Raw genomic sequence first — 25814 nt, forward strand, 5'->3', positions numbered from 1 at the left:
TTAATTGTTCAGACTGTGGATTCTGTTCACAAAATGAAAAAATGAATCGATTTCTGCTTGGAATTTTTGACGTTCAGGGAATCCCATTCTAATGTAGGTGCTGTCGTTCGTGAAGTAAATCACTCCGTATCCACCTAAATCGAATTTGTTGTAAATTGAGCCGTCCTTTAGAGTTACAAAAGTTGAGTCCACGAGTTGATAGTTGATCCAAGAGTGTTCAAGTAGATAAAAAGCGTCTTCAAAAATCGAATCCTCAGCAGTGTGATAGTTCGGAATGTCGCCTCGGAGGGAATCAGCTTCTGTATCAGTTAATCGGAAAATGTAAATTTCAGCAAATCTCGGGTTGGAAAAACTGTCTCGTTGATAGACATAAGTTGACATGATTCGGTCATCGGGAGGCAGGATCGTCAATTCATTGGATTCAATCTGCAAAATAAGTTCCTGTTCGACACTGTCAGGAGGATAAATGAATTTGATCGTTGAATCGGTTGCAACAAATTTCGCAGTTGGTTGTGAAGGTATTTGTTCGTTGAAACTCCAGCGATAGAAGTTGTTCAGTGAATCAAACATAAGCCAGTGAGGCCAGTTCTTGTCGTTTGTATACCATTGGCCAATTACATTAGAATTTCCTTGGAATGTTAGTTCGTCGGTTTGTTGAGAACAGCCGCAAAAAAGGAGTAAAATGAAGATAAGTTTAATTTGGTTCATTGGCAAGTTGCGGCAATAGCCCATAACAATTGTGTATGCGGACAAAAGTTCCGCATACTTGCCTTATGGCATGAGTAAATCTAAGTTTTTTAATTTGTCGATAAGGTGGCTTTCTTCACTCATGCCTCCTACCAAAATTAACACCTCAACCCCATATCTCACCAAAAGATGGATGCTTTGTTGCACTAATTATAGCAGTATACCCAAATCTTGGTAAATGATTTGGGTGGTGGGGGAGCTGTTTCCCCTGACTAACTGTTACCTCGGCAGTAACCGATTCCACCCACCACAAAAAAAAGCCTGGGAATACTCCCAGACCTCCTATCAACCTATTGAGCACGATGATTATGATCAATTCACAATCATCCCGTTAGTATCCTGACAAAAAAATGCACAGATAATCGGCTCGATTAGGACCTATATCTGTGCACCTGACTCAATTAATCACATACTTAATGGATTGAAAGATAAAAACCATATGCTGCATTTAATTTTTTTAAGGCAATAACCTGACAGTCAATTGTCTTCAGTGAGAGGTCGCGAGTCTGCGTCTATGATCCGCAATACCTAGTGGATGATAGGCGAGTCTTCGTGAGCATCTAGCGAGACATCGTGGATAGTCAGCGAGACCTAGTGATAAGAAAACGAGTGATAGTGAATGATCAGCGAGTCTTCGTGAACGGCTAGCGAGACTTAGTGGATAGTCAGCGAATCTTCGTCACAGGTCAGCGAGACTTAGTGATAGGAAAACGAGTGATAGTGGATGGCCAGCGAGATTTAGTGATAGGAAAACGAGTCATAGTGGATGGTTAGCGAGATTTGTTGGATACTCATGGGAGTCGTCGAGTGATGTGATGATCATAGAAATATACCCAAATCTAGGGAGAGGATTTGGGTGGTGGGCAGGTGTTATTTTCGTTTCATATGCTCAACCGGCTCTCTTGGACTCAGGAATGTCAGGACAGCGTGCGGCGGCTTTCCTGACGTGCAAGAAATATGAAAAATTTTTGTATTGAATTGCTTCACTTTGGAAAAGTTCAAGGTCTATTACATGCGATTGCCCTGCAAAATCTCCCTTTTTTGCACTGCCCTTTGTCTCCATTCAGAACCCGCGCGGGTTCGTGTGCAAACCCGCGCGGGTTTACGGCCAAACCCGCGCAGGTTTATGGTCAAACCCGCGCGGGTTTTTGGTCGCCCATTTTCTTGTCCATAGCAGTGCGTGCAAATCATCGAAATGGAGCAGTATAGGCTATTTTTAGGCTTTTGAGGACCAAGTACAAAGAGGACGAGCAGATCGGACTGGTAGTGCAATCAAATGGGCAAATTCAAGAAAGCATAGCTGAGTGGATAGATAAGCATGCATTAGTTCCACCCCCTAACCCCCGCCAGCGGGTGACAAAGAAGTAGCCAGTGTAGCCTCAGCTTTCCTGCAATACCCGAATGAAAAGGAACATAGACTCAATCCCAAAGAACAAAACTTAATCAAATCAAACGATTTCCCCCGCTGGCGGGGGCGGGGGGTGGACTTTTTAGTATTCTTGCAATACCTAAATCCGAACCCAATGACCCAAAACAATAGCCATTACAACAAGCGGCTTCAGCCTTTTGCTAAAGCACTAAGATCAGATATGACCAAGGCAGAAGCCTGTATTTGGAAATATGTACTCAAAGCAAGGATGATGGCGGGTTATCAATTTAGAAGACAGAGACCAGTTCTTAATTACATTGCGGATTTCATGTGCAAGGAATTAAACCTTATCATAGAAATTGATGGAATCACACATTCCTATGAGGGAGTTTATATCAAAGATCAAAAGAGAACACAGGAACTAGAATCCCAAGGCTTTACTGTTTTGAGGTATGCCGACGAAGAGGTGCTACAAAACATAGAACACGTTAGAGAAAGCATAGCTGAGTGGATAGATAAGCATGCAGTAGTTCCACCCCCTAACCCCCGCCAGCGGGGGACAAAGAAATAGCCAGTGTAGCCTCAGCTTTCCTGCTTTGTCAGAATGAAAAGGAACATTGACTCAACCCCAAAGAACAAAAATCAAGCAATTCAAACAATCTCCCCCGCTGGCGGGGGCAGGGGGTGGACTTTCTGGCATCACCGCAACACAACTGAATCCGTCCGGGTTTTGAATCACCTATTTCCTAGGCCAGAGTAGTACGTAGCAATCTCCAAATAGAGCAGTACAGGCTGTTTTTAGGCTTTTGAGCATCAAGTACAAAGAGGACTAGCAGATCGGACTGGTAGTACAATCAAATGGGCAAATTTAAGAAAGCATAGCTGAGTGGATAGATAAGCATGCATTAGTTCCACCCCCTAACCCCCGCCAGCGGGAGACAAAGAAGTAGTCAGTGTAGTCTTGGCTTTCCTGCTATACCCGAATGAAAAGGAACATAGACTCAATCCCAAAGAACAAAACTTAATCAAATCAAACGATTTCCCCCGCTGGCGGGGGGTGGACTTTCTGGCATCATCGCAACACAACTGAACCTGTACGGGTTTTGAATCACCTATTTCCTAGGCCAGAGCAGTACGTAGCAATCTCCAAAATAGAGCAGTACAGGCTGTTTTTAGGCTTTTGAGCATCAAGGACAAAGAGGACTTGCAGATAGGACTGGTAAAGCAATCAAATTGACGCTTGAATAGAGGTAGATTTCGGTAGAATCAGGACGAATTTTAACCAATCTACCCTACAGCATACGAATATTTGAAGTTTATTTGAGGGATGAAGGTAGCAGTAATAGGAGGTGGAGCAGCGGGGTTCTTTGCAGCACTGTCGTGCAAGGTAGCGCATACACAGGCGCAGGTCGATATTTTGGAGGCATCTGGCAAGACCCTGTCCAAAGTAAAGGTGTCAGGCGGCGGGCGCTGCAACGTGACCAATGGCTGTGAGTCCAATGCTGATTTTCTAAGATTTTACCCCAGAGGATCCAAGGTACTGAAGAAAACCTTCGGGCATTTTGATCGGCTGAAAACCATCGACTGGTTTGCCCAGCGAGGGGTTGAGCTCAAGACCGAAGCAGACGGCAGGATGTTTCCCGTGACCAATGATTCACAAACGATCATCGATTGTCTGCGAGATGAGGCTAGAAAACTGGGCGTAGAGGTCGTCCAGAACTACAGGGTATCGTCCATCACGCCAACTCACCGTGGCTTTGAGTTGTTTTCCAAAGCAGGCAACAGGGTCTATGATTATCTGATCATTGCGGCAGGAGGCAACAACAAGCCTGAGTCCTATGACTGGTTGAGACAATTGGGACATGCGATCATTCCTCCTGTACCGTCTTTGTTTACTTTCAATATCCCCTCGGAGAAGAAATTGACGCTACTGTCCGGTGTGGCAATGACGGCAGCTACGGTGAAGATTCAAGGAACCAAATTGGCAGAGAAAGGTCCGCTGTTGGTGACGCACTGGGGGCTGAGTGGGCCAGCTGCCCTGCGATTGTCTGCCTGGGGTGCACGCATATTGCACGACTTGAACTACCAGTTTAGCATCCAGATCAACTGGACGCAGCTGGACAATGAGGCGCAGGTACGAGAGCGATTGGAGTCAGTCTCAGCGGAGTTGGACAAGAAGCTCGTGAGCAATATCAATCCATTTGATCTACCCAAGCGACTCTGGAGCTATTTGCTGGACAGGGTAGAGGTGGACGAGAGCAAACGATGGATGGAGGTGGCCAAAAAGGACAGAAACCGCCTGATCAATGTCCTGTGCAATGATGTCTACAAGGTGGAAGGCAAGACGACTTTCAAAGAAGAGTTTGTGACCTGCGGGGGTGTAGATACCGCCGAGGTGGATTTCAACACGATGGAAAGCCGCCAGATCAAAGGGCTGTATTTTGCCGGAGAGGTGCTGGACATAGATGGTGTAACGGGAGGGTTCAACTTTCAGGCTGCCTGGAGTACAGGATATGTCGCGGGTCTATTGGGAGGGAAGGACTAAGGATTTAAATCCCAGAGCATGGATCATTCGGATAAATTCAGGCTGTGGCCCTGCCTTGAAAATTGTCTCCACCTGCGTGTATGGATGCCGAAATTTGAATTCCTTGGCGTGCAGTAGCATCGTACCCATCTGCCATTTTTCCAAAAATAGCTTGTTTTGTTTGTTGCAGCCATGCGGTCTGTCTCCAATGATCGGATGAAAGATATGGGCAAAGTGTTTTCTGATTTGATGCATTCTCCCAGTCTCGGGATATACTTCTACCAGAGCGTACCTAGAGGTACTGTGACCCAGATGTGGTACATTGACCTCCGTTTTTTCTAGTGTTTTGTAGCGGGTTACGGCTTCTTGCACCTTGCCTTTGTCATTGGTGAGGGCATAGTCTATGATGCCTTCTTCTTCTGTATACCCTCTCACGATGGCCCAATACACTTTGTCAATGGTCTGGCTTTCAAATTCCTTTCTGATCAGTTGAAGCGCCTCTTCACTGAGTGCGAAAACTAGCACACCACTGGTTTTCCTGTCCAATCTATGAGCAGGGTAGACATGCCTGTCAAGTTGGTTTCTGAGTTCTTGCAGCGCATAGCGATCGGTGTTGCAGGCTATTTTCGAACGGTGCACCAACAGTCCATGGGGTTTGTTGATCGCCACATAATGGTCGTCTTGGTATATGATTTCTAATTCTTGATCCAATTTATTTGGGGAGTAAGGTAATTATTCAAACTGTATCTTGACCTCTGATGCTTTGAACTTGCTGGCAAGTTCAATAATTTACCTGTCTAAGCCAATTTGGATCTACTATGAAATGCATTTTTTTTGCAGTGTTAGCTGTTTTTTTACTCATATCTATATCTACCCAAGCCCAAATCCTCAATGTCAATAAATTGGATGTGACGACAGATTCGTCACGTTATACTTTTGGGGGAATAGAGTTTTTCTTTGAAACTGACAACAGGAGTCCAACACCCGAAGAATCGGCCAAACTGTTGACCATCGAGTCAGCTGTGGATATTGTGTATGTTTCGGATTTGCATGCCTATTATTTAGCAGGGGAGTTGAATTATTATGAAGCGACAGGTGATCCCGTCATCAGTACAGGTTTTATCCACTACCGAACCAACCTGATGAGAAAAAATAGGCTGTCTTATGAGGTGTACACACAGGCTTCTTTTGACGCAAGTCGACGTTTGGATTTTAGAGGTATTGTAGGAGGGGGGATTAAATATAGAATCTATAAGACGCCAGAGTTTGAAATGGATTTTGGTACGGGGGCCTTTTACGAGCATGAAAAATGGGAGACATTTGATGAGATCAGTCAGATAGTGAGTGTGAGTTTTTGGAAGTCTTCCTCATATCTCAAGAGCAATTTGGAATTGAGTGATGCTGCCAATTTGAGTTTTATTACGTTTTACCAAGTAGGATATGATTGGGATATCGATGCATTCAGACACCGAATCAGTGGAGAGCTGCAACTCAATTTCAACATTACAAGTCACTTTTCCTTTGTAGTCGAAGGCAGCATACATTACGAAGACAAGCCAATCATTGACATCAATAAGACAGTGTATGGAATCAAAAATGGATTGGCCTATACATTCTAGGCCACAAAAAAGGCTACCAATTTGGTAGCCTAGAATATTTTTTTGGTGGTTGGGTTGCGTGTGTTAGTTACTCGGATGCCATTACCTCTTTGACAATCTGAGCCAATTGCTCAGGGCCTTCTAGTGGCTTTCTGATGTATTTTTTAACATCAATTTTCAACTCGTCTGTTTCATACTCCAAGTGAGAAGAAACAATGATGATTTTTGGTTTGCTCTCTAGTGTTGAAATCGTCTCATATCCATCTAGATAAGGCATTTCAATGTCTAGAAATAGGATATCTGGCTTGAGTTTAGATACGCCCACAGCACCATCAATAGCACTACTAAATGTACCCACCAAATCAATTACGTCAACACGCTCGGCTAGTTTCTTGAATATCTCTAAATATACCAAGTCATCATCGATTGCCACACATTTGTACTTTTCCATTTATTATTAATTGATCTCTGTTCTTAGTTCTGTAAGCAAAGCCAATCTTAACCAAAAAATACTACTTATCGAAACTGACGATGAAAAAACTCAGAAATAGACAAACTAACATTTAAATAGTCCAACTGTTTACTAAGCATTCAATATATGTGTATATTGGTATGTATGCTCTTAATAAATCCCTAAATTGCGTTAGATATTAACAACGTTTGGGTTGTTTTGATACAAATTTTCTAATAAGTAGCCAAATGAACAGAATTCTATCAGAAGTAAAGGAAAAACTAGGTAAGCCCTATTATGATTTTGAGTTTTTACTGGAATGTCTCAAGGACATACTTGAGCAGAATGGAGAGGCTGAGATAGCCAAGGATATTCCATTTTTGAATGACTTTCCATTCAAATCTGGAGAAGAAATGTCTTCAAAACATATTCAGCTTTACTCGTTGGTCTTTCAACTCGTCAATATGGTAGAAGTCAATGGTGCTGTCCAAAACCGACGAAGAGTAGAAAACGAATTGGACTACCATGCAGTCAATGGTTTGTTTGCTAGCAATATCAACAATCTACTCACCAATAAAATAACCGAGCAAGACATATTGAGAAAACTGCCAGATACGGTGGTAGAACCCGTCTTGACTGCTCACCCTACCGAAGCAAAACGAGCGACGGTTCTAGAACATCATAGAGATCTTTATTTGCTATTGGTCAACAGAGAAAACAAAATGTTCTCTGACAATGAATTGCTCAATATCAGACACAATATCAAGTTGGCATTGTATCGGATCTGGAAGACGGGGGAGATTTACCTAGAGAAACCAGACGTACATTCTGAACTTAGAAATATTCTCCATTATTTGGTCAACGTATTTCCAAAAGTGATTCCAGTATTGGACAGAAGGCTCATACAGGCATGGTCTTCCTGTGGACTGGACAAGAAGTCACTGTTGGAGAACCATGCTTTTCCTAAGATCAGTTTTGGTAATTGGGTAGGAGGAGACAGAGATGGCCATCCTTTGGTTACCGAGCAAGTGACAGAAGAAACCTTGCAAGCTCTTCGATTGAACGCTTTTGTAGTGATGAACCGAAATTTGACCACTTTGGTCAAACACTTGAGTTTTACACATTCTGTAGATGAGTGTAGCCAAGAATTTCAAGAGCGTGTAAACGAGATGATCAGCGATTTGGGAGATCTTGGTTTGGATTCATTTAATAGAAACAAAGAAGAGTGCTTCAGACAATTTGCCAATTTGATCATAGCTAAAATGCCGATCATTCTCGAAAGGGGACATGCAACCGAACTGACAGAAGAAGCAGGTAGGTATGTACTGGCTCAGGATATGCTAGATGACCTCAACCTGTTGAAGAAAGAGCTAATCAGTTTTGGCGCACAATCAATCGCGTATGATGATGTCAACCTGTCTATCAGGAGTTTGGAGACTTTCGGTTTCCACTTGGCCAAGTTGGATGTGAGACAAAACAGTGCGTTTCATGACAAGGCCATAGAGCAGCTTTTGGAAGCGGCGCAGGTAGAAGATCATAATTTCTCCGAATGGAGTGAAGAAAAAAGGGTGGCGTTCCTGACACAGGAGTTGAAATCTAGCCGTCCCTTTACGCATCAAAATGCAGTTTTGGGACCCAATGCATCTGCTGTAATCTCATGCTACAGAGTGGTAGAAGCACACGTAAATAAATACGGGACAGATGGAATAGGGTCATTCATCGTCAGTATGACTAGGTCTGTTTCGGATTTGCTGTCAGTTTACTTACTGGCAAGAGAGGCTGGTTTGGTTAGAAATACTGAAGAGGGTTTGGTCTGTCGAGTACCTGTAGTGCCGCTGTTGGAGACCATAGAAGACTTGCAGCATGGGGTATCTATTATGGAAGGTTTCTTGGCCCATGAATTCACTCAAAGGAGCCTAAGGTACCTGAAAGAGAAGAAAGGTCTAGCAAGACTGAGTCAGCAGATCATGGTGGGGTACAGTGATAGTAACAAGGACGGAGGGATCATTGCCAGTCAGTGGAATCTCTACCGCTCACAGTACTTATTGGCTGAACTGGCCGAAAAGCATGAGGTGGATTTGGTGTTCTTTCATGGTAAAGGGGGATCAATCAGTAGAGGGTCTGGACCTACCCATTATTTTATCAAAGCATTGCCATACCAGTCTATCAAGCACAACATTCGTCTGACAGAGCAAGGAGAAACCATTGCGCAGAAATACGAAAACAAAGTTAATGCAGAGTACAATTTGGAATTGCTAGTTGCCAATTCACTTTCCAAGAGTCTTCATGACGAGCAGACAGAAAGGGTGTATCACCCACAAGCTGAGATCTTGGATGTGTTGGCGGCAGAGAGTAAAGAACATTACGAAAAACTGACACACGAAGAAGGGTTTGTCAAGTATTTTAGACAAGCAACACCTATTGATGCCATCGAAACGAGTAAAATAGGTTCTAGACCTGCCAAGCGTACAGGAGCCAATACTTTAGAGGATTTGAGAGCGATTCCATGGGTGTTTTCCTGGAGTCAGTCTCGTTACCACATGACCAGCTGGTATGGTGTAGGCACAGCCTTTACCAACCTGAAGAAAAAGTCTCCAGAAAAGTACAACGAATTCAAAAAGGCCATCATTAGTGACACCTTTATCAGATACGTATTGACCAATGTAGATACTTCATTGGCTGCAACAGATGAAGGTATCATGAAGTCCTATGCTGAGTTAGTAGAGGATGTCAGCTTGAGAGATAAGTTCTTGGGAATGTTCTTGAATGAATTCAAATTAACCAGAGATGTCTTGTTTGATTTGTTGGGAGAAGGAATAGAAGTGAGGAGAAAAAACCATCATTACTCTAATCATCTAAGAGCACCTTTGATGAAACATTTGCATGAGAAGCAGATTCAGTTATTGAAACTCTGGAGGAAACAAAAAGAGGAAGGAGATGCGAAAAGTGCAGATACACAGATCGAATTGATGTTAACAATCAATGCAATAGCAAGCGCAATGAGAAATACAGGTTGATATCAGCCTACAAATACTATCAAGAAGGGGAATCACAAGATTCCCTTTTTTTTAGCTAAAGTTGCTTATATACATTTTGCATTGTGCTTCCGCTCCTATGAACATGATGCTGTGACCTTTGAGTACCAACCAAGCGTTATCTTCCTTGCTGAATTTAAGCTTCAGTGTTGATTCTTTGTCATTGTCTTTGAAAAAGAGAGATCGTATCATTTTGCTTAGATTTAATATAATAATATAAAGTTAATCAGACAATTTGAATAATCAAAGAATATATTGGAAAGATGCAATTATTTTGTTTTTGAATAAGAATTTTAATGTCATTTCATGTCTAAATTCAATTAGTATCAAGGTAATATAGGTTTTTGATCGAGGAGTTTGTTTCACTTAGTGACGATGAGAATGGCTAGTTATTCTTAAATAAGGCGTCTTCATTCGAAGTATGCCTGAGGCATTACATTATAGAAAGTATTGAAATAGTAATATTTATTAATACAATACAATTTGAAGGGATGTTGATTGTGCTATCCTATACGTAGAAGAAATCCATTAATTAGTCGAAAAATGAAGCAGTTTTGTCAAGAAAATCTTTGTAAAGCTTGTTATTATAAGCATATTGTAACAGACTTATGAATTCTGAAATTATTAGAAAATTAATAAATTGAAATTGCTCAATGTTCGTATTTTCGCAGATCGGTTCATTTGAACAAATGCCGGTATAAAAGTTATGAGAAAGGTTCTATCAATATTTTTATTGACAACTCTATTGTCTTCTATTTCCCCTGTATTCTCACAGGAGATTTCAGAGGGCGAGGCTCAGGCTTTGCTAGAAAAAACGCAGTACAACAAGAAGAGAGGAAACCTAGAAGGTGCTTTGGGATATGGACTGCTAGGTCTAGATCAAGCAGAATACTTGGGTGATGAAAATTTGATCTTCGAATTTAGAAGCATTCTGGGGGATATCTACTTGTCCAAGAAGGATTACAAACGATCAATCAACTATTTTTTGGGGATAGTCCTGTCAGCCAAAAGGACTGGAGAACAATCACAACTTGCACAAGGCTACTATTACTTGGCCGATACTTATACCCGAATGGGCGCCTACAACAAAGCAAGTGATTATTACTATCAAGTATCAGTTATATATGACAAAACGGGGTTCAAACAGGGAAAAGCTAGTGCAATTGAGTCTTTAGGAATCAATTATGTCACTTCCAATCAAACAGAAAAGGCAGTAGATACTTATGAGAGATTGCTCAAAATTGCAGTAGTAGATAAGTTGTATTCCTATGTAGGAAAGGCCCAAGAGCAATTGTTTACTCAATACATGATTCTCGGAAATACAGAAGAAGCCATCAAATATGGTGTCCTGTATTATGAAAGGATCAAAGATAGGGGCAATAATGACCGTATAGCGGAAGCTGCAGATTTGCTGGCAGGTCAGTATATTTTGGCAGAGGATGATAAAAATGCATTGAAATATGCAAACATCGCTGTGCTCAAGAATCCAAATGCAGTCAACTACAAAGAGAATCAAGCGGTAGCCCTAGCCATGAACAACGAATATCAAAAGTCTATGTCTACTTTTGATGATGCCATTGCAAAGAATGAGAAACTGCGCAAAATGTCCGATGTGGCAGAACTATACAATAGAAAGGCAGAGGTGGCCAACCAAAAGGCTGATTTTAAAACATCATTGAATGCATTGGAAAAGGCGGAGGAAATAGCTGTTAGTAAAAATTCTAAAGAGATTCTACTCGACACCTATAAATTCTATGCAGATATGTATAAAAGGAAGGGTAGTACTACGCAGTATGAAGAGTATCTGAAAATGTATGAAGCAGTCAAACTTCAAGTCGGAAATAATGATACAATGAGATCCAAAGTATCGGCATCTCGTGAAAACCTAGCTGAGAGTTTTGAACAAGAAGCAAGAGCTCAAATTTCAAGTTCGGAAAACCAAAAATTGGCTAAGGAACGAGAAAGATTGAAATCAGAGCAAAAAATAAAGGAACTGGAATTGTTGGAACAAAAAAGCAAGTTGCAAGAAGTAACTATGCAGCAGATTGAGTTGGAAGCACAAAAGGCAAAGCAGGAAGTCGTAATTGTAGAACAAGCTGCCAGAGCCAAACTCAATCAAGAACAACTTGATCGACTCCAACTTGAGGCAGAAATGACCCGATTGTCTGAAGCAGAGCGTCAAAAGGAGCTAGATATTTTGCAGAAGGAGAGTCAAATTCTCCAGCAGCAAAAGGAATTTGAAGCGAAGCAAGCCAAGCAAGCTAAAATTTTACAATACATTATCATCACAGCGGCAATCACCATTTTGACGATTTTGGCAATTGCTTTCTATAGAACTTACAATACTGGTAAGACCATTCAAGAGCAGAATCAGAACCTAGCAGAGCAACAAAAGACGATTTTGAATAGAAATATTCAACTCAAAAAGAGTTCGGAAGCCATGCTCGCTATGAACAATAAATTGAAAAAGGCACATGTCAATTTGAAAGTTCTATTGAAGAAGGAACAGTCCACACGAGAAGAGCTAGAAAAGGCTAACAAGGAAATCAAAAACACTCAAGTTCATTTGGTTCAAGCAGAAAAGATGTCTTCACTTGGCCTATTGACTGCTGGCATAGCTCATGAAATTAATAATCCAATTAATTTCGTATCTAGTGGTGCTCAGTCCTTGTTGAGGAATTTTGAGGAATTGAAGGGGTATATCGAAAACTATCAAAAAGTACTGTCACTAGACGATATAGAGCAGATTAGAAAATATAGATCCATATTGGCTGAGGATGAAGACAATTTGAATGACCTGCAAAGTAGCAGTGAGGAATTACTTGCCGATGTGAATTATGGTATTTCACGGATTACAGAGATTGTGAACGGCTTGAGGACGTTCTCACGACATGACGAAGCAGAAGTCAAAGATGCAGATATCAACGAGAGTTTTGATTCAGCATTATTGATCCTGAAAAACAAGTACAAAAACAAGGCTGAAATTGTGAAGAACATGGATGAGACCATCCCTCAGATCCAATGTTTTCCAGGTCAATTGAATCAAGTGTTTGTAAATTTGGTGAACAATGCACTAGATGCTATGGAAGATGATGGCACCATCACCATTACTACCAAAAATCTAGACGAAGACTTTATAGAAATAAGAATTCAGGATACTGGCAGTGGCATGCCAGATCATGTTAAGGATAAAATATTTGATCCGTTCTTTACTACCAAAGATATTGGTAAAGGAACAGGCTTGGGATTGTCTATCTCTCATGGTATCATTGAAAAACACAATGGTACGATAGAAGTAGAAAGTGAATTGGGTGTGGGTACCACATTCATCATTAGACTGCCCAAAAAGTTAGAGTTAGACGAAAAAGTTTTAGAGAACCAACTGAGTTAGGTTAGAGAGGATACGATTATGGAATTAGTATTACAACGTCCAGAGAAGAAGGAAACCGTCAAAAAATATAGTGTACTATATGTGGATGATGAACCAGTGAACCTACGGATTTTTCAACATGCGTTTAAACGTGATTACAATGTGTTCACGGCAGTGAATGGCTATGATGCTTTGGAGCTATTGAATGAAGAAAAGATTGATTTGATCATCACAGACCAACAGATGCCACGTATGTCTGGTGTAGATTTGCTAGCCAAGATAGTACCAAAACACCCCAATATCATCCGGATGATTATGACTGGATTTAGTGATATTGGCGCAATCATTCGTGCTGTCAACGAGTTTGGTTTGGATAAATACTTGGTCAAGCCATGGGATCGAGACCAACTCAAGGTTGAGTTTGACAAGGCGTTAGAAAAGAAGGAAAAGGAAGGAGATCGTCCTGCCAATCATGTGAACGAATCGGTCATTAAGATGAATGATTCAATTTTGCCACGACAGTCAGATTTACAAGACCTAATTGCAGAGAGTTTTATCTTGTATGACAACAATATGAATAATAAATATTCTTATTGGTTTGGTGAAAAAGACGAAAAGGTGGTGGTTGCTTTTTTCAATACTGAAAGCAACAAAGCAGCCTCTCTGGCTCTCAAGTCTTATATTAGTTTGTCTCTTTCTGAGATTATCTACAAAGGAGTAGGTACAGATACTTCTTTGATCCTGACGCAGTTGTTTGCAAAGATTAGAAGCAAGTTTGCAGATGCTAATGATTTGGTAGAATCTCTGGACATATCTATTGCAGTTTTAGATCAGTCTAGCAGGGTGATGACATTTAGTGGTGCCAACCAAAACATCTATTATTTTGATGAGAATGATAAACTGAAAATGCTCAATGGTGATTCGCAATCTTTTCATTTGAAGGATAACAATATGCCTGATTTGAAAGTTGTATCTGCATCGCAGATCACTGAAGCATATTTTATTTCTAAGAATATGGTCAATCAGATTATTCCTTCTAGCAATTCAGCAACAGAAGGGGTATCTTTTTTACAGTATATGAGAGGTATGCGTGGCAAGTCTATGGTAGAACAGGCTCAAGATATTGCCAATCAACTGACAGGGGACAAGTCAAAATGTATGCTAGGTATTCATCTGTAAGAAGATCAATACAGCTAAGCTTTGACTCCATTGTGAGTTAATATTTGATATAAACCCATTGCATTTAATTGAGAAAAATGACTAGTCAATCGGCTATATTTTTTCTATGTATGTGTTTGTATTGTTTTTCAACCAGTAGTGATTGTTTCGGACAAAATTTGACCGAAAGAGAAGTCGAGGTTGGTGAAACCATGCAACAATATATCATGGAAAACCACATTGGAGAGATAGAAAACATGATCCATAAGTTGGCTGTGTCTAAGCCTTTCTTGGATCAGTTTGTAAGCGAAGAAGAGCGTCATCTCAACAATGTCGGTAAGATCAAAAGGGGAGATGTGAGGATCGGTGAAGATGTGGACGTATCTGTAAGGCATATTACTGAGCATCAGACTTTTACCATGATCCTGGTGCCTATTAGTATTTACAGTTTGGCTATTTATGATACACTGCTATTCTCGGTCATAGAAGTCTCGGACGCATGGCTGGAAAGAGAGTTTCCTTATGTCGATTATACCAATGATTCTATCAAATCATCCCTTCTTTCACTCAAAAATCACGAATTACTAGCCAATCACTTGTACTCCCAAGCTATGAAGCAAACCCGCGCGGAAATTGGAAAAGTGAAGGTTGATCTCAAGGAGTCTTATATCACTACCAATAGTGTGACAGAGCATGTATCTAACTTGGATGAAGAAGAAAAAAGACAAATTCGAAATCATTGGGGCCTGTTGAAGAAGGCATTTACCCATGACATAGAGCTCAATGTGGAGTTTAATATTTATGTGTTCGGATTCAATGATCTGGAGGTTGCTTGTAGCAACAAGAGGGGGGACTTTACGGTGAAAATTACACCTACCAATATTTTTCAGAGGCATCACTTTGTTGAGGATTAACCTGCAATAAGATAGTTGGTTCCTTCCTTGTATCCTTTTTCATTTAGGTAGCCACGTACTTCATCTCTTCGGCCTCTGTTGGTAATGTAGCTAACAATGAATGGTTGTTTAGAGAGATCGATTTCATGAAAATGAACACATTCATATCCTGGGATTTGTTTGTTTTTCTTGATGTCAATGTAGCCTCTGATGACAATGCCATGCTTTTCTAGGAACTTGCTCCTAGTCAAGGCCAATTTACCCGCGCCCCAAATCCATACTTCATGTGTTTTTTGCTGAATGGCTTGTGCTAAATAGATGGATTTAAGAGTAAAAAAGGCTTCTGTTCTGTACCTGTCATCTGATCTTGTAAGTCTTTGAGGGGAATCATACCATGTCAGTAGTCTATCTTTTAATTTTTCTATTCGGCAACCCAATTCAAGTGCTCTAAGAAACCATTCGTAATCCTCTGGAAAATCACCTTCTCTGTAATTTCCTACTTTGTTTGCAATGTCTTTGGTGAAGAATAGTGTGGGATTGACAACCGGAAATTCCACAAAGCGATTGAGTTTAATCTCGTTTGTCGCAGTGACCGAATTGCTCCAGTTTACAAAATGTTCAAAGCCCGTATCAATTAGTTTTGATTTATTTTTGTAGTCTACACAACAAGCTGAGATGTCAATATGCGGGTTGGACTGTAGGTGGTAGAGTTGTTTGGAAATCCTCTGGGGATGTGACAGGTCATCAGCGTCCATTCTGGCTATGTACGCTCCTGTAGCATGTTTGAGTCCAAGATTAGCCGCAAAAACTACACCTTGTTGAGATTCGGACAACAACCTGATACGAGTATCATCTAGCGATAGATTTTCACAGAGAGCCAGACTGCTATCGGTCGAATTGTTGTTGATCAATAATAGTTCTAGGTTGTCATAATCCTGATGTAGGATACTCTTGACAGCAGATACAATTGTCGATTCTGCATTGAAGTAGGGAAGTATGATGGAGACTTTAGGACGTTTGCTATCGTTATTTTGCTCCATCTATTTAAGAAGATCTTCCCGATCCGTTTTGGTGAATCAAAGCATTGAATGAGCTGTCTCCAAAGCCAAATCCCAATCTTTCCATACAGGTTCATATCCATTTTGGATGAGCATGTTTTGGATTGTCTGTGGGCTTCTATCATCTGAGATTTCGAATTGCTCCAAGGACTGCGGCTCTACGGCATATCCTCCAGGATTGGTTTTAGATCCCGCGCTCATCGTCGTGATGCCGAGTTTGATGGCATGATTCCTAAAGGTATTGGTTTCTCGGGTGGATAGTGAAAGTTCAATTTCTTGGTTGAAGATTCGATACGCACAGATGAGTTGAACCAATTCTCTATCCACCATTTCTACCTTGGGTTCTAATCCCCCAGAAAAAGGTCTCAATCTTGGGAAGGAAATGCTGTATTTGGTTTTCCAGTACATTCTCTCCAGATAGTCCAGATGCAATGCAACGAAAAAACTATCTACGCGCCAATCTTCTAGACCGATGAGCGCACCCAAACCCATTTTGTGAATTCCAGCCCTTCCCAGTCTGTCTGGGGTTTCTAGACGGTAATCGAAATTGGATTTTTTCCCCTTGGGGTGATGCTTTTTATAATCTTCTTTATGGTATGTTTCCTGATAGACCAGGACAGAGTGCAATCCTTGAGGGATCAGGCGTTCATAGTCTTCCTGATCCAAAGGCTGAACCTCCATGCTGAGATTGGCAAAATGAGGTCGAATCTGCTTCAAGGCTTTTTCTATGTAATCCACACCGACCGTCTGATTGGCTTCACCTGTCACCAAAAGTACATGCTGAAAACCGAGTTCCTTTAAAGCTTGGACTTCTTTATTGATTTCTACTTCATTGAGGGTTTTTCTGCGGATTTTGTTGTCTAGGCTGAAGCCGCAGTAGGTACAGATATTTTGACACTCGTTGGATAGGTAGAGCGGAGCATAGAGCTGCATGGTATTGCCAAAACGCTGCAAGGTCAACTCATGACTCATTCTTGCCATCTGCTCTAAATAGGGTGCGGCAGCTGGTGAAATCAGCGCTTTGAAATCCTCGATGTTTCTTTCGGTTTTTTGCAACGCACGTTCTACATCTGCTGACGTTTTGCCATAGATGGATGCTTTGACTTCATCCCAAGTATATGTGTCAAATATTCGTTTAAAGCTCATCCAGAAAGGCAGTTAAAGGGCTACTGGCTAAAGCATGATTGACAGGAGAAGCCAACTTGGCTTCATAAGCCATACGACCTGCCTCGATCGCCATTTTGAATGCAATCGCCATTTGGACTGGATTGTCAGAGACTGCGATAGCAGTATTGACAAGACATGCATCTGCTCCAATTTCCATGGCTTTGGCAGCATCCGAAGGAGCTCCAATACCTGCATCTACGATCACCGGGACATTGGCCTGATCAATGATGATTTCAAGGAAATCAATGGTTTTCAATCCTTTGTTGCTACCAATAGGAGAGCCCAATGGCATGACGGCAGAAGTACCCGCATCTTCGAGTCGCTTGCACAATACTGGGTCAGCATGGATGTAAGGCAATACGATGAAACCCAACTTGGCGAGCTCCTCAGTCGCCTTGAGTGTCTCAATTGGGTCAGGCATCAGGTACTTTGGGTCTGGGTGGATTTCCAATTTGATCCAATTGGTTTCTAATGCCTCTCTTGCCAATTGAGCAGCAAATACTGCTTCTTTGGCGGTACGTACGCCAGAAGTGTTGGGTAGCAAATGGATTCGCTGATGATTCAAGTGTTTCAGTATTTGATCATTGGCATCTCCTGCATCCACACGTTTTAAGGCTACCGTAACCAATTCTGATTCGGAGGCTTCCAACGCTTCTTTCATTAACTGGCTGTTCTTGAATTTGCCAGTTCCCGTAAATAACCTTGACTTGAATTCCCTATCTGCTATTTTAAAACTCTGCATCTGGTAGACAGTATTTTATATCGTTGACTGTTTCTTTTTTATTGTCTGCATAGTTGATCAATGAAGCGATGGCTACTCCGTGACATCCTGACAATTGTAGGTCAAAAACATCTTCGGTCTGAATGCCTCCTATGGCGATGATCGGCATGAATATGTCATGAATGATCATCTGATTGAGTATGGCAGAGATGCCTTTCAATCCCAAAACAGGACTCAAATTGCTTTTGGTGTCTGTTTCTCTGAATGGGCCTAGCCCTATATAATCGATTTGCTCCATGGCCAATCTCTCGACATCTTCCCATGTATTGGCTGTAGCGCCAATGATAGGACGATCACCCAATATTTCTCTTGCCTCTTTGGGATGCATGTCTGTCAGACCTAAATGTACACCATTGGCTTTTACCTTTTTGGCAATATGGACATGGTCATTGATGATTAGCTTGGCTTTGTATTTCTTGCACACTTCTTTTGCAAGTGTGGCAATTTCCAAGATTTCATCGTCTGTTTTGTTCTTAATTCTTAATTGAACCCAATCCACACCTGCTTTGCATGCTTCTTCTATGTTTTGTACATGGCTTTTGCCGTCTGTTTCTTGGGATATATAATGCAACCTACTGATCATGCGTCGATTTCAAAGTGTCGGCCTAGCTTCTTGGTGCCAGACTGTAAATATTTTTCAGTGTATGTTTTTGCTGCTTTGCAGGCTTCTTCTAGTGATTGACCTTTGTTGAGTCCCGCAGCTACTGCTGAGGATAAGACACAGCCAGTGCCATGCTTGTCCTTGCCTTCTATTCTATGTCCTTCTATTTTGATTTGCTTGCCGTCTTTCATAATCAATACATCGGAGGTGTCATCTGTATCGCTATGACCACCTTTTTTCAAGACATTGGTAGGCCATGATTCAGAACCAAGCGCAGCAGATATTTTTTCAAATTCCCATCTATTAGGTGTGATCAAATGAACTCTCTTTAGAATATTTTGAAACTCATCAGATTCTACTTTTTTGACAAAATCAAATCCAGAAGAGGATTTCAATACTGGATCCCATACAATCTTGGCTTTTGGGATTCTTTTCTCCAGATATTGCAAGAGTTTGTCTAATAGATCTAAACCATTGATGATTCCGATTTTGACGACATCAAAGTTGTAGTCGGCCAACAGTGCATCAATTTGAGACTTGATAGGTTCAAAACCTTTCCATTCGATTCCCCAGAGGTCATCTTCATTTTGATAGGTGAGGGCAGTGACCACTGCCATACCTTGTACTTTCAGTTGATGCATCGTCTGTATATCTGCGAGGATGCCAGCACCACCGCAAGGATCAAAACCTGCAATACTTAATACTAGATTGTCTTTAACAATTGCCATGAGTTATGTGTTTAAGTAAGTTTAAGTGTCTTTCATATTCACCATCTATCCAGAAGCTACCCAAAAGAACCGCTCCTTTGAATCCTATTGCTCTCAGTGTTGCCAAATCATCGAGAGTAACTCCACCCAACGCATAAATAGGGAAGGGGGTGCCTTTTTCGAATTCTTCTTTCAGTTCGTTCAAGTCAAACTGTGACTGATAGTTATCTTTAGAGATGCTATCATAGATCGGACTCAGAAAGCCGTACGCCAAGGTATGACTTTCATCCCGAATCTCTTTGAACGAGTGAAAGGACTTGGAGTTGATCATCTGACCAGAACTTATTACCTGTTGGTTTGATTTCCAATGTATGCCCCCCAAATCCATTTCATTGACCAACTCGTGGTGTTGATGAAGGCTGATTTTGGAGTAACATTGTGAATCAAGCTGTGTCAAATATTCCTTGGTTTGATCAAATGACCAAGAGGGTTTTCTGACATGCAAACGAATGTCAAGTTGTAACAATTCGTTGCATGTAGATAGTTCCTTGTCCACCAGCGTCTCTGGTGTGATGATCACTAGTTTCAATCTATTGTTCTAGGTAGATTTCTTTTCCTTTTTCTGCAAACTCTTTGGCTTTTTCTTCCATGCCTTTGTTGAGTGCAGCTTCTTCTGTCAATTCATTTTCTGCGGCAAATTCTCTGACTTCTTGCGTGATTTTCATCGAGCAGAAGTTAGGTCCGCACATCGAACAGAAATGGGCAACCTTTGCGCCTTCTGCTGGCAAAGTCTCGTCATGGAACTCACGTGCTGTATCTGGATCCAAAGAAAGGTTGAATTGATCTTCCCATCTGAACTCAAACCGAGCCTTTGACAAAGCATTGTCTCTATATTGTGCGCCTGGATGTCCTTTGGCCAAGTCTGCGGCATGAGCTGCAATCTTATAGGTGATTACTCCGTCCTTTACGTCTTTTTTGTTGGGGAGACCCAAATGTTCTTTTGGTGTCACGTAGCAAAGCATCGCACATCCGTACCAACCAATCATTGCAGCACCGATTCCAGAGGTGATATGATCATAGCCCGGAGCAATGTCAGTCGTCAATGGCCCCAATGTATAGAATGGAGCTTCATCACATGCTTCCAATTGCTTCTCCATGTTTTCTTTGATCATGTGCATTGGCACGTGACCTGGTCCTTCGATCATGACTTGGATATCGTGCTTCCAAGCTATTTTGGTCAATTCACCTAGTGTTTCTAGCTCTCCAAATTGTGCCTCATCATTGGCGTCTGCCAAAGAACCTGGTCTCAACCCATCCCCGAGAGAGAATGCTACGTCATAAGCTTTCATGATTTCGCAAATGTCCTCAAAGTGTGTGTACAGGAAGTTTTCTTTGTGGTGTGCCAAACACCATTTGGCCATGATAGAGCCCCCACGTGAAACGATACCCGTCACACGTTTGGCAGTCATCGGTACGTATCTTAGTAGAACGCCAGCATGGATTGTGAAGTAATCCACACCTTGTTCTGCTTGCTCAATCAGCGTATCACGGAATATTTCCCATGTCAAGTCCTCAGCTTTACCGTTGACTTTTTCTAGGGCTTGATAGATTGGTACAGTTCCGATCGGCACAGGAGAGTTTCTTAGGATCCACTCTCTGGTCTCATGGATGTTTTTGCCTGTTGACAAATCCATGATGGTATCCGCTCCCCAGTGACATGCCCAAACTGCTTTTTCCACTTCTTCTTCAATAGAGGACGTGACGGCAGAGTTACCAATGTTGGCGTTGATCTTCACGAGGAAGTTCCTGCCAATGATCATCGGTTCTGATTCTGGGTGATTGATGTTGTTTGGGATGATGGCTCTACCTGCGGCGATTTCATCTCTGACGAACTCAGGCGTGATTTTACCTTTGGGTGTATTAGCTCCAAAGCTGTTGCCTTCGTGCTGTACGTTGAGGTGATTCCATTCTTCGATTCTCTGGTTTTCACGGATGGCAATGTATTCCATCTCTGGTGTGATGATTCCTTTTTTGGCGTAGTGCAGCTGACTCACGTTGTGCCCAGGTTTTGCCTTTTTTGGGTTTTCCAAGTACTCAAACCTCAAGTGATCGAGTTCGTTGTTGTGCAATCTTTCTAAGCCATAGCTAGAAGAAATACTATCAAGTACCTCTACATCACCTCTGTTAAGAATCCATTGTTCTCTTAGTTTGGGCAGTCCCTTTCTGACATCAATCTCTATGTTAGGATCGGTAAATGGGCCACTTGTATCATACACAGTCACAGGAGGATTCTTTTCGACGGGTGCTGTTGGGTTGAATTTTAGCACTGTGTCGTTGAGCGAGATTTCGCGCATCGCTACTTTGATGTCATGAATCTTTCCTTGTACGTAGATTTTTTTTGAGTTAGGAAAAGGGTCTCTGGTGATCTTTTCTTCTCTTGGTATTTGGTCAACTCTAGCCATAATGTTTTGATTTAGCCACCTTGTGTGGCAGTGATTATCAGAATATTGTCGTTTTCTTTTACGAGGTAGTCATCCCAGTTTGATTTGGGAAGAATTTCGTCGTTGATAGCCACAGCAATGCCTCTATCAATATAAAGGTTTTTTTCCTTTAATAAAGCAAGTAGATTGATATGACTGTCTTGAAGATGCTGCTCCTCGTTATTTAATTTAATTTTCATTCTTGTCGAATTGAATATTAGTTGCTTAGGAGCAGAGCGATGAGCTGTTCAACTTTTCCCTTCGACTGTATTACCAGTATCAGGTATTGAGGGTATTTTCTCAGCCTGTTCGGCACCCCTAAAGCAGCTCCAAATGTACAGATAATTTGATAGGATAAAAATTCTTATTTAATATTCCTGCACAGGACATGTCTCTTCGTAAGGGAAAGAGTCCCCTATGTATTCATTCCATTCTTCCAAAGTCAAATTGCGATCTACCAAGCGACATATTCTGTCTGCTAGTTGTTGGTAATCGATGGTCCAGACTCGAATGTTTTTGTCTTTGCTGCCAGTGACGACTTTGTCACCTGTGGGGGTGAACTTGGCGGTGAATACCCAGTCCTCATGATCGTCTAGTATCAAGGGCATGATACGAGAATTGTTGATGTCCCATATACGTGTCGTGCCATCTCTACTAGCAGTTAATAGTAATTGATCATTTTGATTGAAATCTACATCGGTCACGGCAGACTGATGACCAGAGATGGTTCGGACAATTTGATGAGTGGTCAGGTCTATGATAATTGCATCACCCTTTTCTCTCCCAACAGCCAAAAGCTTTTTGTCTGAACTGATCGCAAGCGCATTGATTGCAAATAGCTCTGGAATCAAATAGGCTGAGTCAAGCTTGTCTGTAATAATCTCCAATTTTCCGCTTTTACCTCCTAGATAGATGTTTTGGTTGTCCTCTTGCACCAGTACAGTGTTGACTTGCTGTTTGTTTTTCCTTCTGTATACAGAGTCTGTGTTGAATGCCTTGATTCGGATTTCTCCTTGTTTGTTGACTGCTAAATATTTGTATTCGTTGGGGAAGAATACCGCACTTTGCACCTCTTCGTTGTCTCTGGAAATGACGGGAGTGATTTCACCCATGTTGATTCTCTCAGAGGTAGAAACAAAGATAAGTCCTTGGTTTTTGGTCGTGATCATAATCATTTGATCATCGAAACTCACATCAATGGATCGGATCAAATGATCGCCTTGATAGAGCAGGGTGGGGATTCCTTTGATGTCATCGAGATTCCATTTCAACACTTTCCCATCAGAGCCAGCAGAATAAAACACCTTGGGGTCCTTACCGAATTTAAGTGAAACGACAGCTTCATTGTGTGCCATCACTTGGTTGTACGACTCGAAGTTTAGAGAATCATATTCTAGGTATTTGTTTGCATAATAGAGTGCCGCGTAAACATTCTTGTGGGAGACGTATTTTTCACCTTTGTTTTGAATCCAAAAATTGTATGCCTGTCTGGCAATCAATGCTTTCAAATCATGGTGATATGAAGGCATAATCTCAGACCGTTGAGACATGGATTGAATCAATTCTGTTGTTCTTAGTATTTCGATTTGAGATTGAAGCTCTTGTATAGATGGCTGGTTTTGATCCTGAGCACATATAGAATGACTCAATAGCAGGAATAGGGCGAATGAGACAATAGGTAGGTTTTTCATCTTGTTATATTAATGAATATAACTATAAAACTACTCAAACGAGAGGGCAACTTACCTAATCTATTCAGGTCAATCCATCAATCCTTTGTCAATAGCGAACACAATCAACTCAGCTGGAGATTTTAGATCCAATTTTTTTAGAATATTTTTTCTGTGAGAGTTGACTGTGTGAGGACTCAAAAAGAGAATTTCAGATATTTCTCTAGAAGTCTTTCCTTTGGTAATCAAACTCAGTACATCCATTTCTCTTTTGGATAGGTCATAAAATGGCTTTGGTTCGTTGGGTTGGCTGACTAGATCAAGGATTGTGTTGCAATAGAATTTTTTTTGGAGGGAGAGTTGATTGAGTGCCTGTGATATTTCTTCTTCACTACAGTGATCAGTCACGATACTTTGAATACCACGTGACCATAGCCTTTTGACATGCTTTTCTTCTTGTGTGCTAGCGATGGCCAAAACTCTGGAATGAGCAGCCGCTTTGATGGCAAGTGTCACCAGCGATTCCGTGTTTCGACTCACATTGATGATCCAGATATCTGCTTGGTGGATGTTGTTGAGCAGGGATGAGTTGATCTCATCATGGGATTGAATGAGTTGTAAATTAGGATCTGAAGCCACAATTTTCTGTAACCCTTGCATGCTTAGGAAGTTGGTATCAGCAATGATCACGGATTGAGTATGCAACACAAGTATTTCTATTTAGAATTGTTCTAAGCAAAAGTAAAAACTAGAATGTACATTCCAAGTTTTATTTAAAACAATTCTAAATTAAATACGAAGTGTTTAGCTACTTGAATTATCGATGAGAATTATCTCTTCACCTTTTAGTTCGATCAATTTTTGCTTGTATAGAATTCCGACGGAGCGCTTAAAATTCTTTTTACTCATTTGCAATACGGCTTGGATATCTTCAGGGCTGCTTTTGTCATGCAATGGCAATTTTCCGCCTTGAGCGCGTAGGGTCTGCATGATTTTTTCTGCGCCTTCTTCCAATGCTTCAAGTCCAGGTTTTCTGAGAGAAAGATCAATCTTGCCATCGGGTCTTATGGTCTTGATGAAGCCCTTCTTGTGACTTCCTTTGAGTAATTCTTCGAATACCTCATTTTCATATATCAAGCCCAAGTGCTTTTGGTCGATGATCGCACGGATGCCATTGATGGTTGTTTCGCCGATGATGAGATCCACCTCTTGACCTTCTTCGAGCATACTGAGGTCACGGTTGATGAATAGATGGATACGTGCACTAGCCGCTACTCGCTTGGTTATGGAGTCCAAATAGGCATATACCAATGCCCACTGACCCTTTTTCATCTTGATTTCTTGTTCACTAAATGGTACGAACAAGTCTTTTTCCAATCCCCAGTCCATGAAAGCACCATGAGCACTGACATCTTTGACTTCCAAACAGGCAAATTCGCCACGTTTGACTAGTGGCTTGAGGGTAGTGGCAACATTGCGATCCATCGAGTCGGTGTAGACGAATACGTCCACCACATCCCCAATGGCAAAGTCTTTGGCGACATACTTGTTGGGGAGCAGTACTTCTTCGGCTGCTTCATCGATCAGGTATGCACCATTGTCGGTAAATCTATTGATTCTGAGTGGGTTGTAATCGCCTATTTCCATGTGGGATGTTGCTAGTTAAGAAAGATATTGTTATGAATAAAGCTTGAATTTGTCTTCCGTCTTAGGAGGGACGGGTTTGATAGCCTCGACAGCCTTGAGTGCTAGTGCGGCATCAGCTGTATGTGACATACCACTGACACCAATTGCGCCGAGGAGTTGGCCATCGAGATCAAAGATGGGAATGCCACCGGCCCATGGAGTCAATTTGGAGTCTGAGTAATAGGAGAGGTTTTCGAGATCTTGGTCATGCATATTCCTGCCAAAACTTTCTGTGTCTTGGCGCATGCGTGCTGCTGTATAGGCTTTGTTGATGGCTACTGGAATGGACGAAAGTGGTGCATGGTCAGTTCTGGCAAAGGAAACCAAATCTCCATTTTGATCTACTACTGCTACAACTGCTTCTTTTTTCTCTCTGATACATTCATGTATGACTGTATTGAGAGCTTGTATTCCTTTTTTTAAATCCATCCTTGTTTGACTATTGATGTGGCAAATATCTTGATTAACCGCTCAACTAACTAATTTCATAGAAAATACATCAAAGTATTACCCCAATTT

At 41.5% G+C, this 25814-nt stretch carries 23 protein-coding genes and 1 riboswitch; of the genes, 7 read left to right on the forward strand and 16 right to left on the reverse strand.

Translation table 11 applies throughout. The features are described 5' to 3' along the window. Window positions 1–570, reverse strand: a complete 570-nt coding sequence (locus tag N6H18_RS14045; RefSeq protein ID WP_262308909.1) for a hypothetical protein — start codon at window positions 568–570, stop codon at window positions 1–3. Between the two features lie 1700 nt (window positions 571–2270). On the opposite strand from N6H18_RS14045, the gene N6H18_RS14050 reads away from it, so the two are divergent. After that, window positions 2271–2687 (forward strand): endonuclease domain-containing protein, encoded by a 417-nt coding sequence (locus N6H18_RS14050; RefSeq protein ID WP_262308910.1) that lies wholly within the window; start codon window positions 2271–2273, stop codon window positions 2685–2687. A 756-nt stretch (window positions 2688–3443) separates the two neighbouring features. Further along, window positions 3444–4661 (forward strand): BaiN/RdsA family NAD(P)/FAD-dependent oxidoreductase, encoded by a 1218-nt coding sequence (locus tag N6H18_RS14055; protein ID WP_262308911.1) that lies wholly within the window; start codon window positions 3444–3446, stop codon window positions 4659–4661. Here the strand turns inward: N6H18_RS14055 and N6H18_RS14060 are convergent. Beyond that, a complete protein-coding gene (locus N6H18_RS14060; RefSeq protein ID WP_262308912.1) occupies window positions 4641–5351 on the reverse strand; it encodes a pseudouridine synthase in 711 nt (236 codons plus the stop codon). The genes N6H18_RS14055 and N6H18_RS14060 overlap by 21 nt on opposite strands. Window positions 5352–5458: 107 nt before the next feature. Between N6H18_RS14060 and N6H18_RS14065 the strand changes: the two genes are divergently transcribed. After that, window positions 5459–6259, forward strand: coding sequence for a DUF481 domain-containing protein (locus N6H18_RS14065; RefSeq protein WP_262308913.1), 801 nt, complete (start codon window positions 5459–5461; stop codon window positions 6257–6259). Between the two features lie 67 nt (window positions 6260–6326). Here N6H18_RS14065 and N6H18_RS14070 read toward each other — a convergent pair whose 3' ends face one another. Further along, a complete protein-coding gene (locus N6H18_RS14070) occupies window positions 6327–6689 on the reverse strand; it encodes a LytR/AlgR family response regulator transcription factor (protein ID WP_262308914.1) in 363 nt (120 codons plus the stop codon). A gap of 248 nt (window positions 6690–6937) precedes the next feature. On the opposite strand from N6H18_RS14070, the gene N6H18_RS14075 reads away from it, so the two are divergent. Next, window positions 6938–9706: a phosphoenolpyruvate carboxylase gene (locus tag N6H18_RS14075; RefSeq protein WP_262308915.1), complete on the forward strand. Its 2769-nt coding sequence runs from the start codon at window positions 6938–6940 to the stop codon at window positions 9704–9706. Window positions 9707–9757: 51 nt separating this feature from the next. Here N6H18_RS14075 and N6H18_RS14080 read toward each other — a convergent pair whose 3' ends face one another. Further along, on the reverse strand, window positions 9758–9916 hold the full coding sequence (locus tag N6H18_RS14080) for a hypothetical protein (protein ID WP_262308916.1): 159 nt from the start codon (window positions 9914–9916) through the stop codon (window positions 9758–9760). 514 nt (window positions 9917–10430) lie between these two features. Between N6H18_RS14080 and N6H18_RS14085 the strand changes: the two genes are divergently transcribed. From N6H18_RS14085 to N6H18_RS14095, 3 genes are all read left to right on the forward strand, one after another. Beyond that, entirely contained in the window at window positions 10431–13115 is a 2685-nt protein-coding gene (locus N6H18_RS14085) for an ATP-binding protein (protein ID WP_262308917.1), read from the forward strand. A gap of 18 nt (window positions 13116–13133) precedes the next feature. Next, entirely contained in the window at window positions 13134–14273 is a 1140-nt protein-coding gene (locus N6H18_RS14090; protein ID WP_262308918.1) for a response regulator, read from the forward strand. A 206-nt stretch (window positions 14274–14479) separates the two neighbouring features. Further along, window positions 14480–15166, forward strand: a complete 687-nt coding sequence (locus N6H18_RS14095) for a hypothetical protein (protein ID WP_262308919.1) — start codon at window positions 14480–14482, stop codon at window positions 15164–15166. On the opposite strand, the gene N6H18_RS14100 is transcribed toward N6H18_RS14095, so the two are convergent. The 12 genes from N6H18_RS14100 to N6H18_RS14155 form a co-directional block, all read right to left on the reverse strand. After that, entirely contained in the window at window positions 15163–16185 is a 1023-nt protein-coding gene (locus N6H18_RS14100) for a glycosyltransferase family 2 protein (protein ID WP_262308920.1), read from the reverse strand. The two genes, N6H18_RS14095 and N6H18_RS14100, sit on opposite strands and share 4 nt — an antisense overlap. 36 nt (window positions 16186–16221) lie before the next feature. Beyond that, entirely contained in the window at window positions 16222–17349 is a 1128-nt protein-coding gene (thiH, locus tag N6H18_RS14105; RefSeq protein WP_262308921.1) for a 2-iminoacetate synthase ThiH, read from the reverse strand. Continuing rightward, window positions 17339–18112, reverse strand: a complete 774-nt coding sequence (locus tag N6H18_RS14110; protein ID WP_262308922.1) for a thiazole synthase — start codon at window positions 18110–18112, stop codon at window positions 17339–17341. The genes thiH and N6H18_RS14110 overlap by 11 nt, the downstream gene beginning before the upstream one ends. Then, a complete protein-coding gene (locus N6H18_RS14115; RefSeq protein ID WP_262308923.1) occupies window positions 18099–18734 on the reverse strand; it encodes a thiamine phosphate synthase in 636 nt (211 codons plus the stop codon). Before N6H18_RS14115 ends, N6H18_RS14110 begins: the two co-directional genes overlap by 14 nt. Continuing rightward, the gene (locus N6H18_RS14120; RefSeq protein ID WP_262308924.1) at window positions 18731–19480 is read right to left on the reverse strand and encodes a hydroxymethylpyrimidine/phosphomethylpyrimidine kinase; all 750 of its coding nucleotides are present in this window, start codon (window positions 19478–19480) and stop codon (window positions 18731–18733) included. Before N6H18_RS14120 ends, N6H18_RS14115 begins: the two co-directional genes overlap by 4 nt. After that, window positions 19467–20039: a thiamine phosphate synthase gene (locus tag N6H18_RS14125; protein WP_262311618.1), complete on the reverse strand. Its 573-nt coding sequence runs from the start codon at window positions 20037–20039 to the stop codon at window positions 19467–19469. The genes N6H18_RS14120 and N6H18_RS14125 overlap by 14 nt, the downstream gene beginning before the upstream one ends. Window positions 20040–20049: 10 nt before the next feature. After that, window positions 20050–21921: a phosphomethylpyrimidine synthase ThiC gene (gene thiC, locus N6H18_RS14130; protein ID WP_262308925.1), complete on the reverse strand. Its 1872-nt coding sequence runs from the start codon at window positions 21919–21921 to the stop codon at window positions 20050–20052. Between the two features lie 11 nt (window positions 21922–21932). Further along, on the reverse strand, window positions 21933–22139 hold the full coding sequence (thiS, locus tag N6H18_RS14135; protein ID WP_262308926.1) for a sulfur carrier protein ThiS: 207 nt from the start codon (window positions 22137–22139) through the stop codon (window positions 21933–21935). Between the two features lie 39 nt (window positions 22140–22178). Continuing rightward, a riboswitch (TPP riboswitch) is annotated at window positions 22179–22269 on the reverse strand. A 38-nt stretch (window positions 22270–22307) separates the two neighbouring features. Beyond that, window positions 22308–23630, reverse strand: coding sequence for a WD40 repeat domain-containing protein (locus tag N6H18_RS14140; RefSeq protein WP_262308927.1), 1323 nt, complete (start codon window positions 23628–23630; stop codon window positions 22308–22310). Between the two features lie 69 nt (window positions 23631–23699). Next, window positions 23700–24317: a helix-turn-helix transcriptional regulator gene (locus tag N6H18_RS14145; protein WP_262308928.1), complete on the reverse strand. Its 618-nt coding sequence runs from the start codon at window positions 24315–24317 to the stop codon at window positions 23700–23702. A gap of 96 nt (window positions 24318–24413) precedes the next feature. Next, window positions 24414–25256, reverse strand: a complete 843-nt coding sequence (locus tag N6H18_RS14150) for a CvfB family protein (RefSeq protein WP_262308929.1) — start codon at window positions 25254–25256, stop codon at window positions 24414–24416. 30 nt (window positions 25257–25286) lie between these two features. After that, window positions 25287–25724, reverse strand: a complete 438-nt coding sequence (locus N6H18_RS14155; protein ID WP_262308930.1) for a GlcG/HbpS family heme-binding protein — start codon at window positions 25722–25724, stop codon at window positions 25287–25289. Window positions 25725–25814: the final 90 nt, after the last annotated feature.

This window comes from Reichenbachiella agarivorans, assembly GCF_025502585.1.
GTDB lineage: Bacteria > Bacteroidota > Bacteroidia > Cytophagales > Cyclobacteriaceae > Reichenbachiella > Reichenbachiella agarivorans.

What these genes read in the sequence shown, in the direction of transcription:
- N6H18_RS14095 (WP_262308919.1), top strand. Translation starts at nt 14,480, where the DNA reads ATGGAAAACCACATTGGAGAGATAGAAAACATGATCCATAAGTTGGCT.
- N6H18_RS14115 (WP_262308923.1), bottom strand. Translation starts at nt 18,734, where the DNA reads ATGATCAGTAGGTTGCATTATATATCCCAAGAAACAGACGGCAAAAGC.
- N6H18_RS14085 (WP_262308917.1), top strand. Translation starts at nt 10,431, where the DNA reads ATGAGAAAGGTTCTATCAATATTTTTATTGACAACTCTATTGTCTTCT.
- thiC (WP_262308925.1), bottom strand. Translation starts at nt 21,921, where the DNA reads ATGGCTAGAGTTGACCAAATACCAAGAGAAGAAAAGATCACCAGAGAC.
- N6H18_RS14045 (WP_262308909.1), bottom strand. Translation starts at nt 570, where the DNA reads ATGTTTGATTCACTGAACAACTTCTATCGCTGGAGTTTCAACGAACAA.
- N6H18_RS14065 (WP_262308913.1), top strand. Translation starts at nt 5,459, where the DNA reads ATGAAATGCATTTTTTTTGCAGTGTTAGCTGTTTTTTTACTCATATCT.
- N6H18_RS14050 (WP_262308910.1), top strand. Translation starts at nt 2,271, where the DNA reads ATGACCCAAAACAATAGCCATTACAACAAGCGGCTTCAGCCTTTTGCT.
- thiH (WP_262308921.1), bottom strand. Translation starts at nt 17,349, where the DNA reads ATGAGCTTTAAACGAATATTTGACACATATACTTGGGATGAAGTCAAA.
- N6H18_RS14055 (WP_262308911.1), top strand. Translation starts at nt 3,444, where the DNA reads ATGAAGGTAGCAGTAATAGGAGGTGGAGCAGCGGGGTTCTTTGCAGCA.
- thiS (WP_262308926.1), bottom strand. Translation starts at nt 22,139, where the DNA reads ATGAAAATTAAATTAAATAACGAGGAGCAGCATCTTCAAGACAGTCAT.
- N6H18_RS14075 (WP_262308915.1), top strand. Translation starts at nt 6,938, where the DNA reads ATGAACAGAATTCTATCAGAAGTAAAGGAAAAACTAGGTAAGCCCTAT.
- N6H18_RS14155 (WP_262308930.1), bottom strand. Translation starts at nt 25,724, where the DNA reads ATGGATTTAAAAAAAGGAATACAAGCTCTCAATACAGTCATACATGAA.
- N6H18_RS14100 (WP_262308920.1), bottom strand. Translation starts at nt 16,185, where the DNA reads ATGGAGCAAAATAACGATAGCAAACGTCCTAAAGTCTCCATCATACTT.
- N6H18_RS14150 (WP_262308929.1), bottom strand. Translation starts at nt 25,256, where the DNA reads ATGGAAATAGGCGATTACAACCCACTCAGAATCAATAGATTTACCGAC.
- N6H18_RS14110 (WP_262308922.1), bottom strand. Translation starts at nt 18,112, where the DNA reads ATGCAGAGTTTTAAAATAGCAGATAGGGAATTCAAGTCAAGGTTATTT.
- N6H18_RS14090 (WP_262308918.1), top strand. Translation starts at nt 13,134, where the DNA reads ATGGAATTAGTATTACAACGTCCAGAGAAGAAGGAAACCGTCAAAAAA.
- N6H18_RS14070 (WP_262308914.1), bottom strand. Translation starts at nt 6,689, where the DNA reads ATGGAAAAGTACAAATGTGTGGCAATCGATGATGACTTGGTATATTTA.
- N6H18_RS14120 (WP_262308924.1), bottom strand. Translation starts at nt 19,480, where the DNA reads ATGGCAATTGTTAAAGACAATCTAGTATTAAGTATTGCAGGTTTTGAT.
- N6H18_RS14080 (WP_262308916.1), bottom strand. Translation starts at nt 9,916, where the DNA reads ATGATACGATCTCTCTTTTTCAAAGACAATGACAAAGAATCAACACTG.
- N6H18_RS14140 (WP_262308927.1), bottom strand. Translation starts at nt 23,630, where the DNA reads ATGAAAAACCTACCTATTGTCTCATTCGCCCTATTCCTGCTATTGAGT.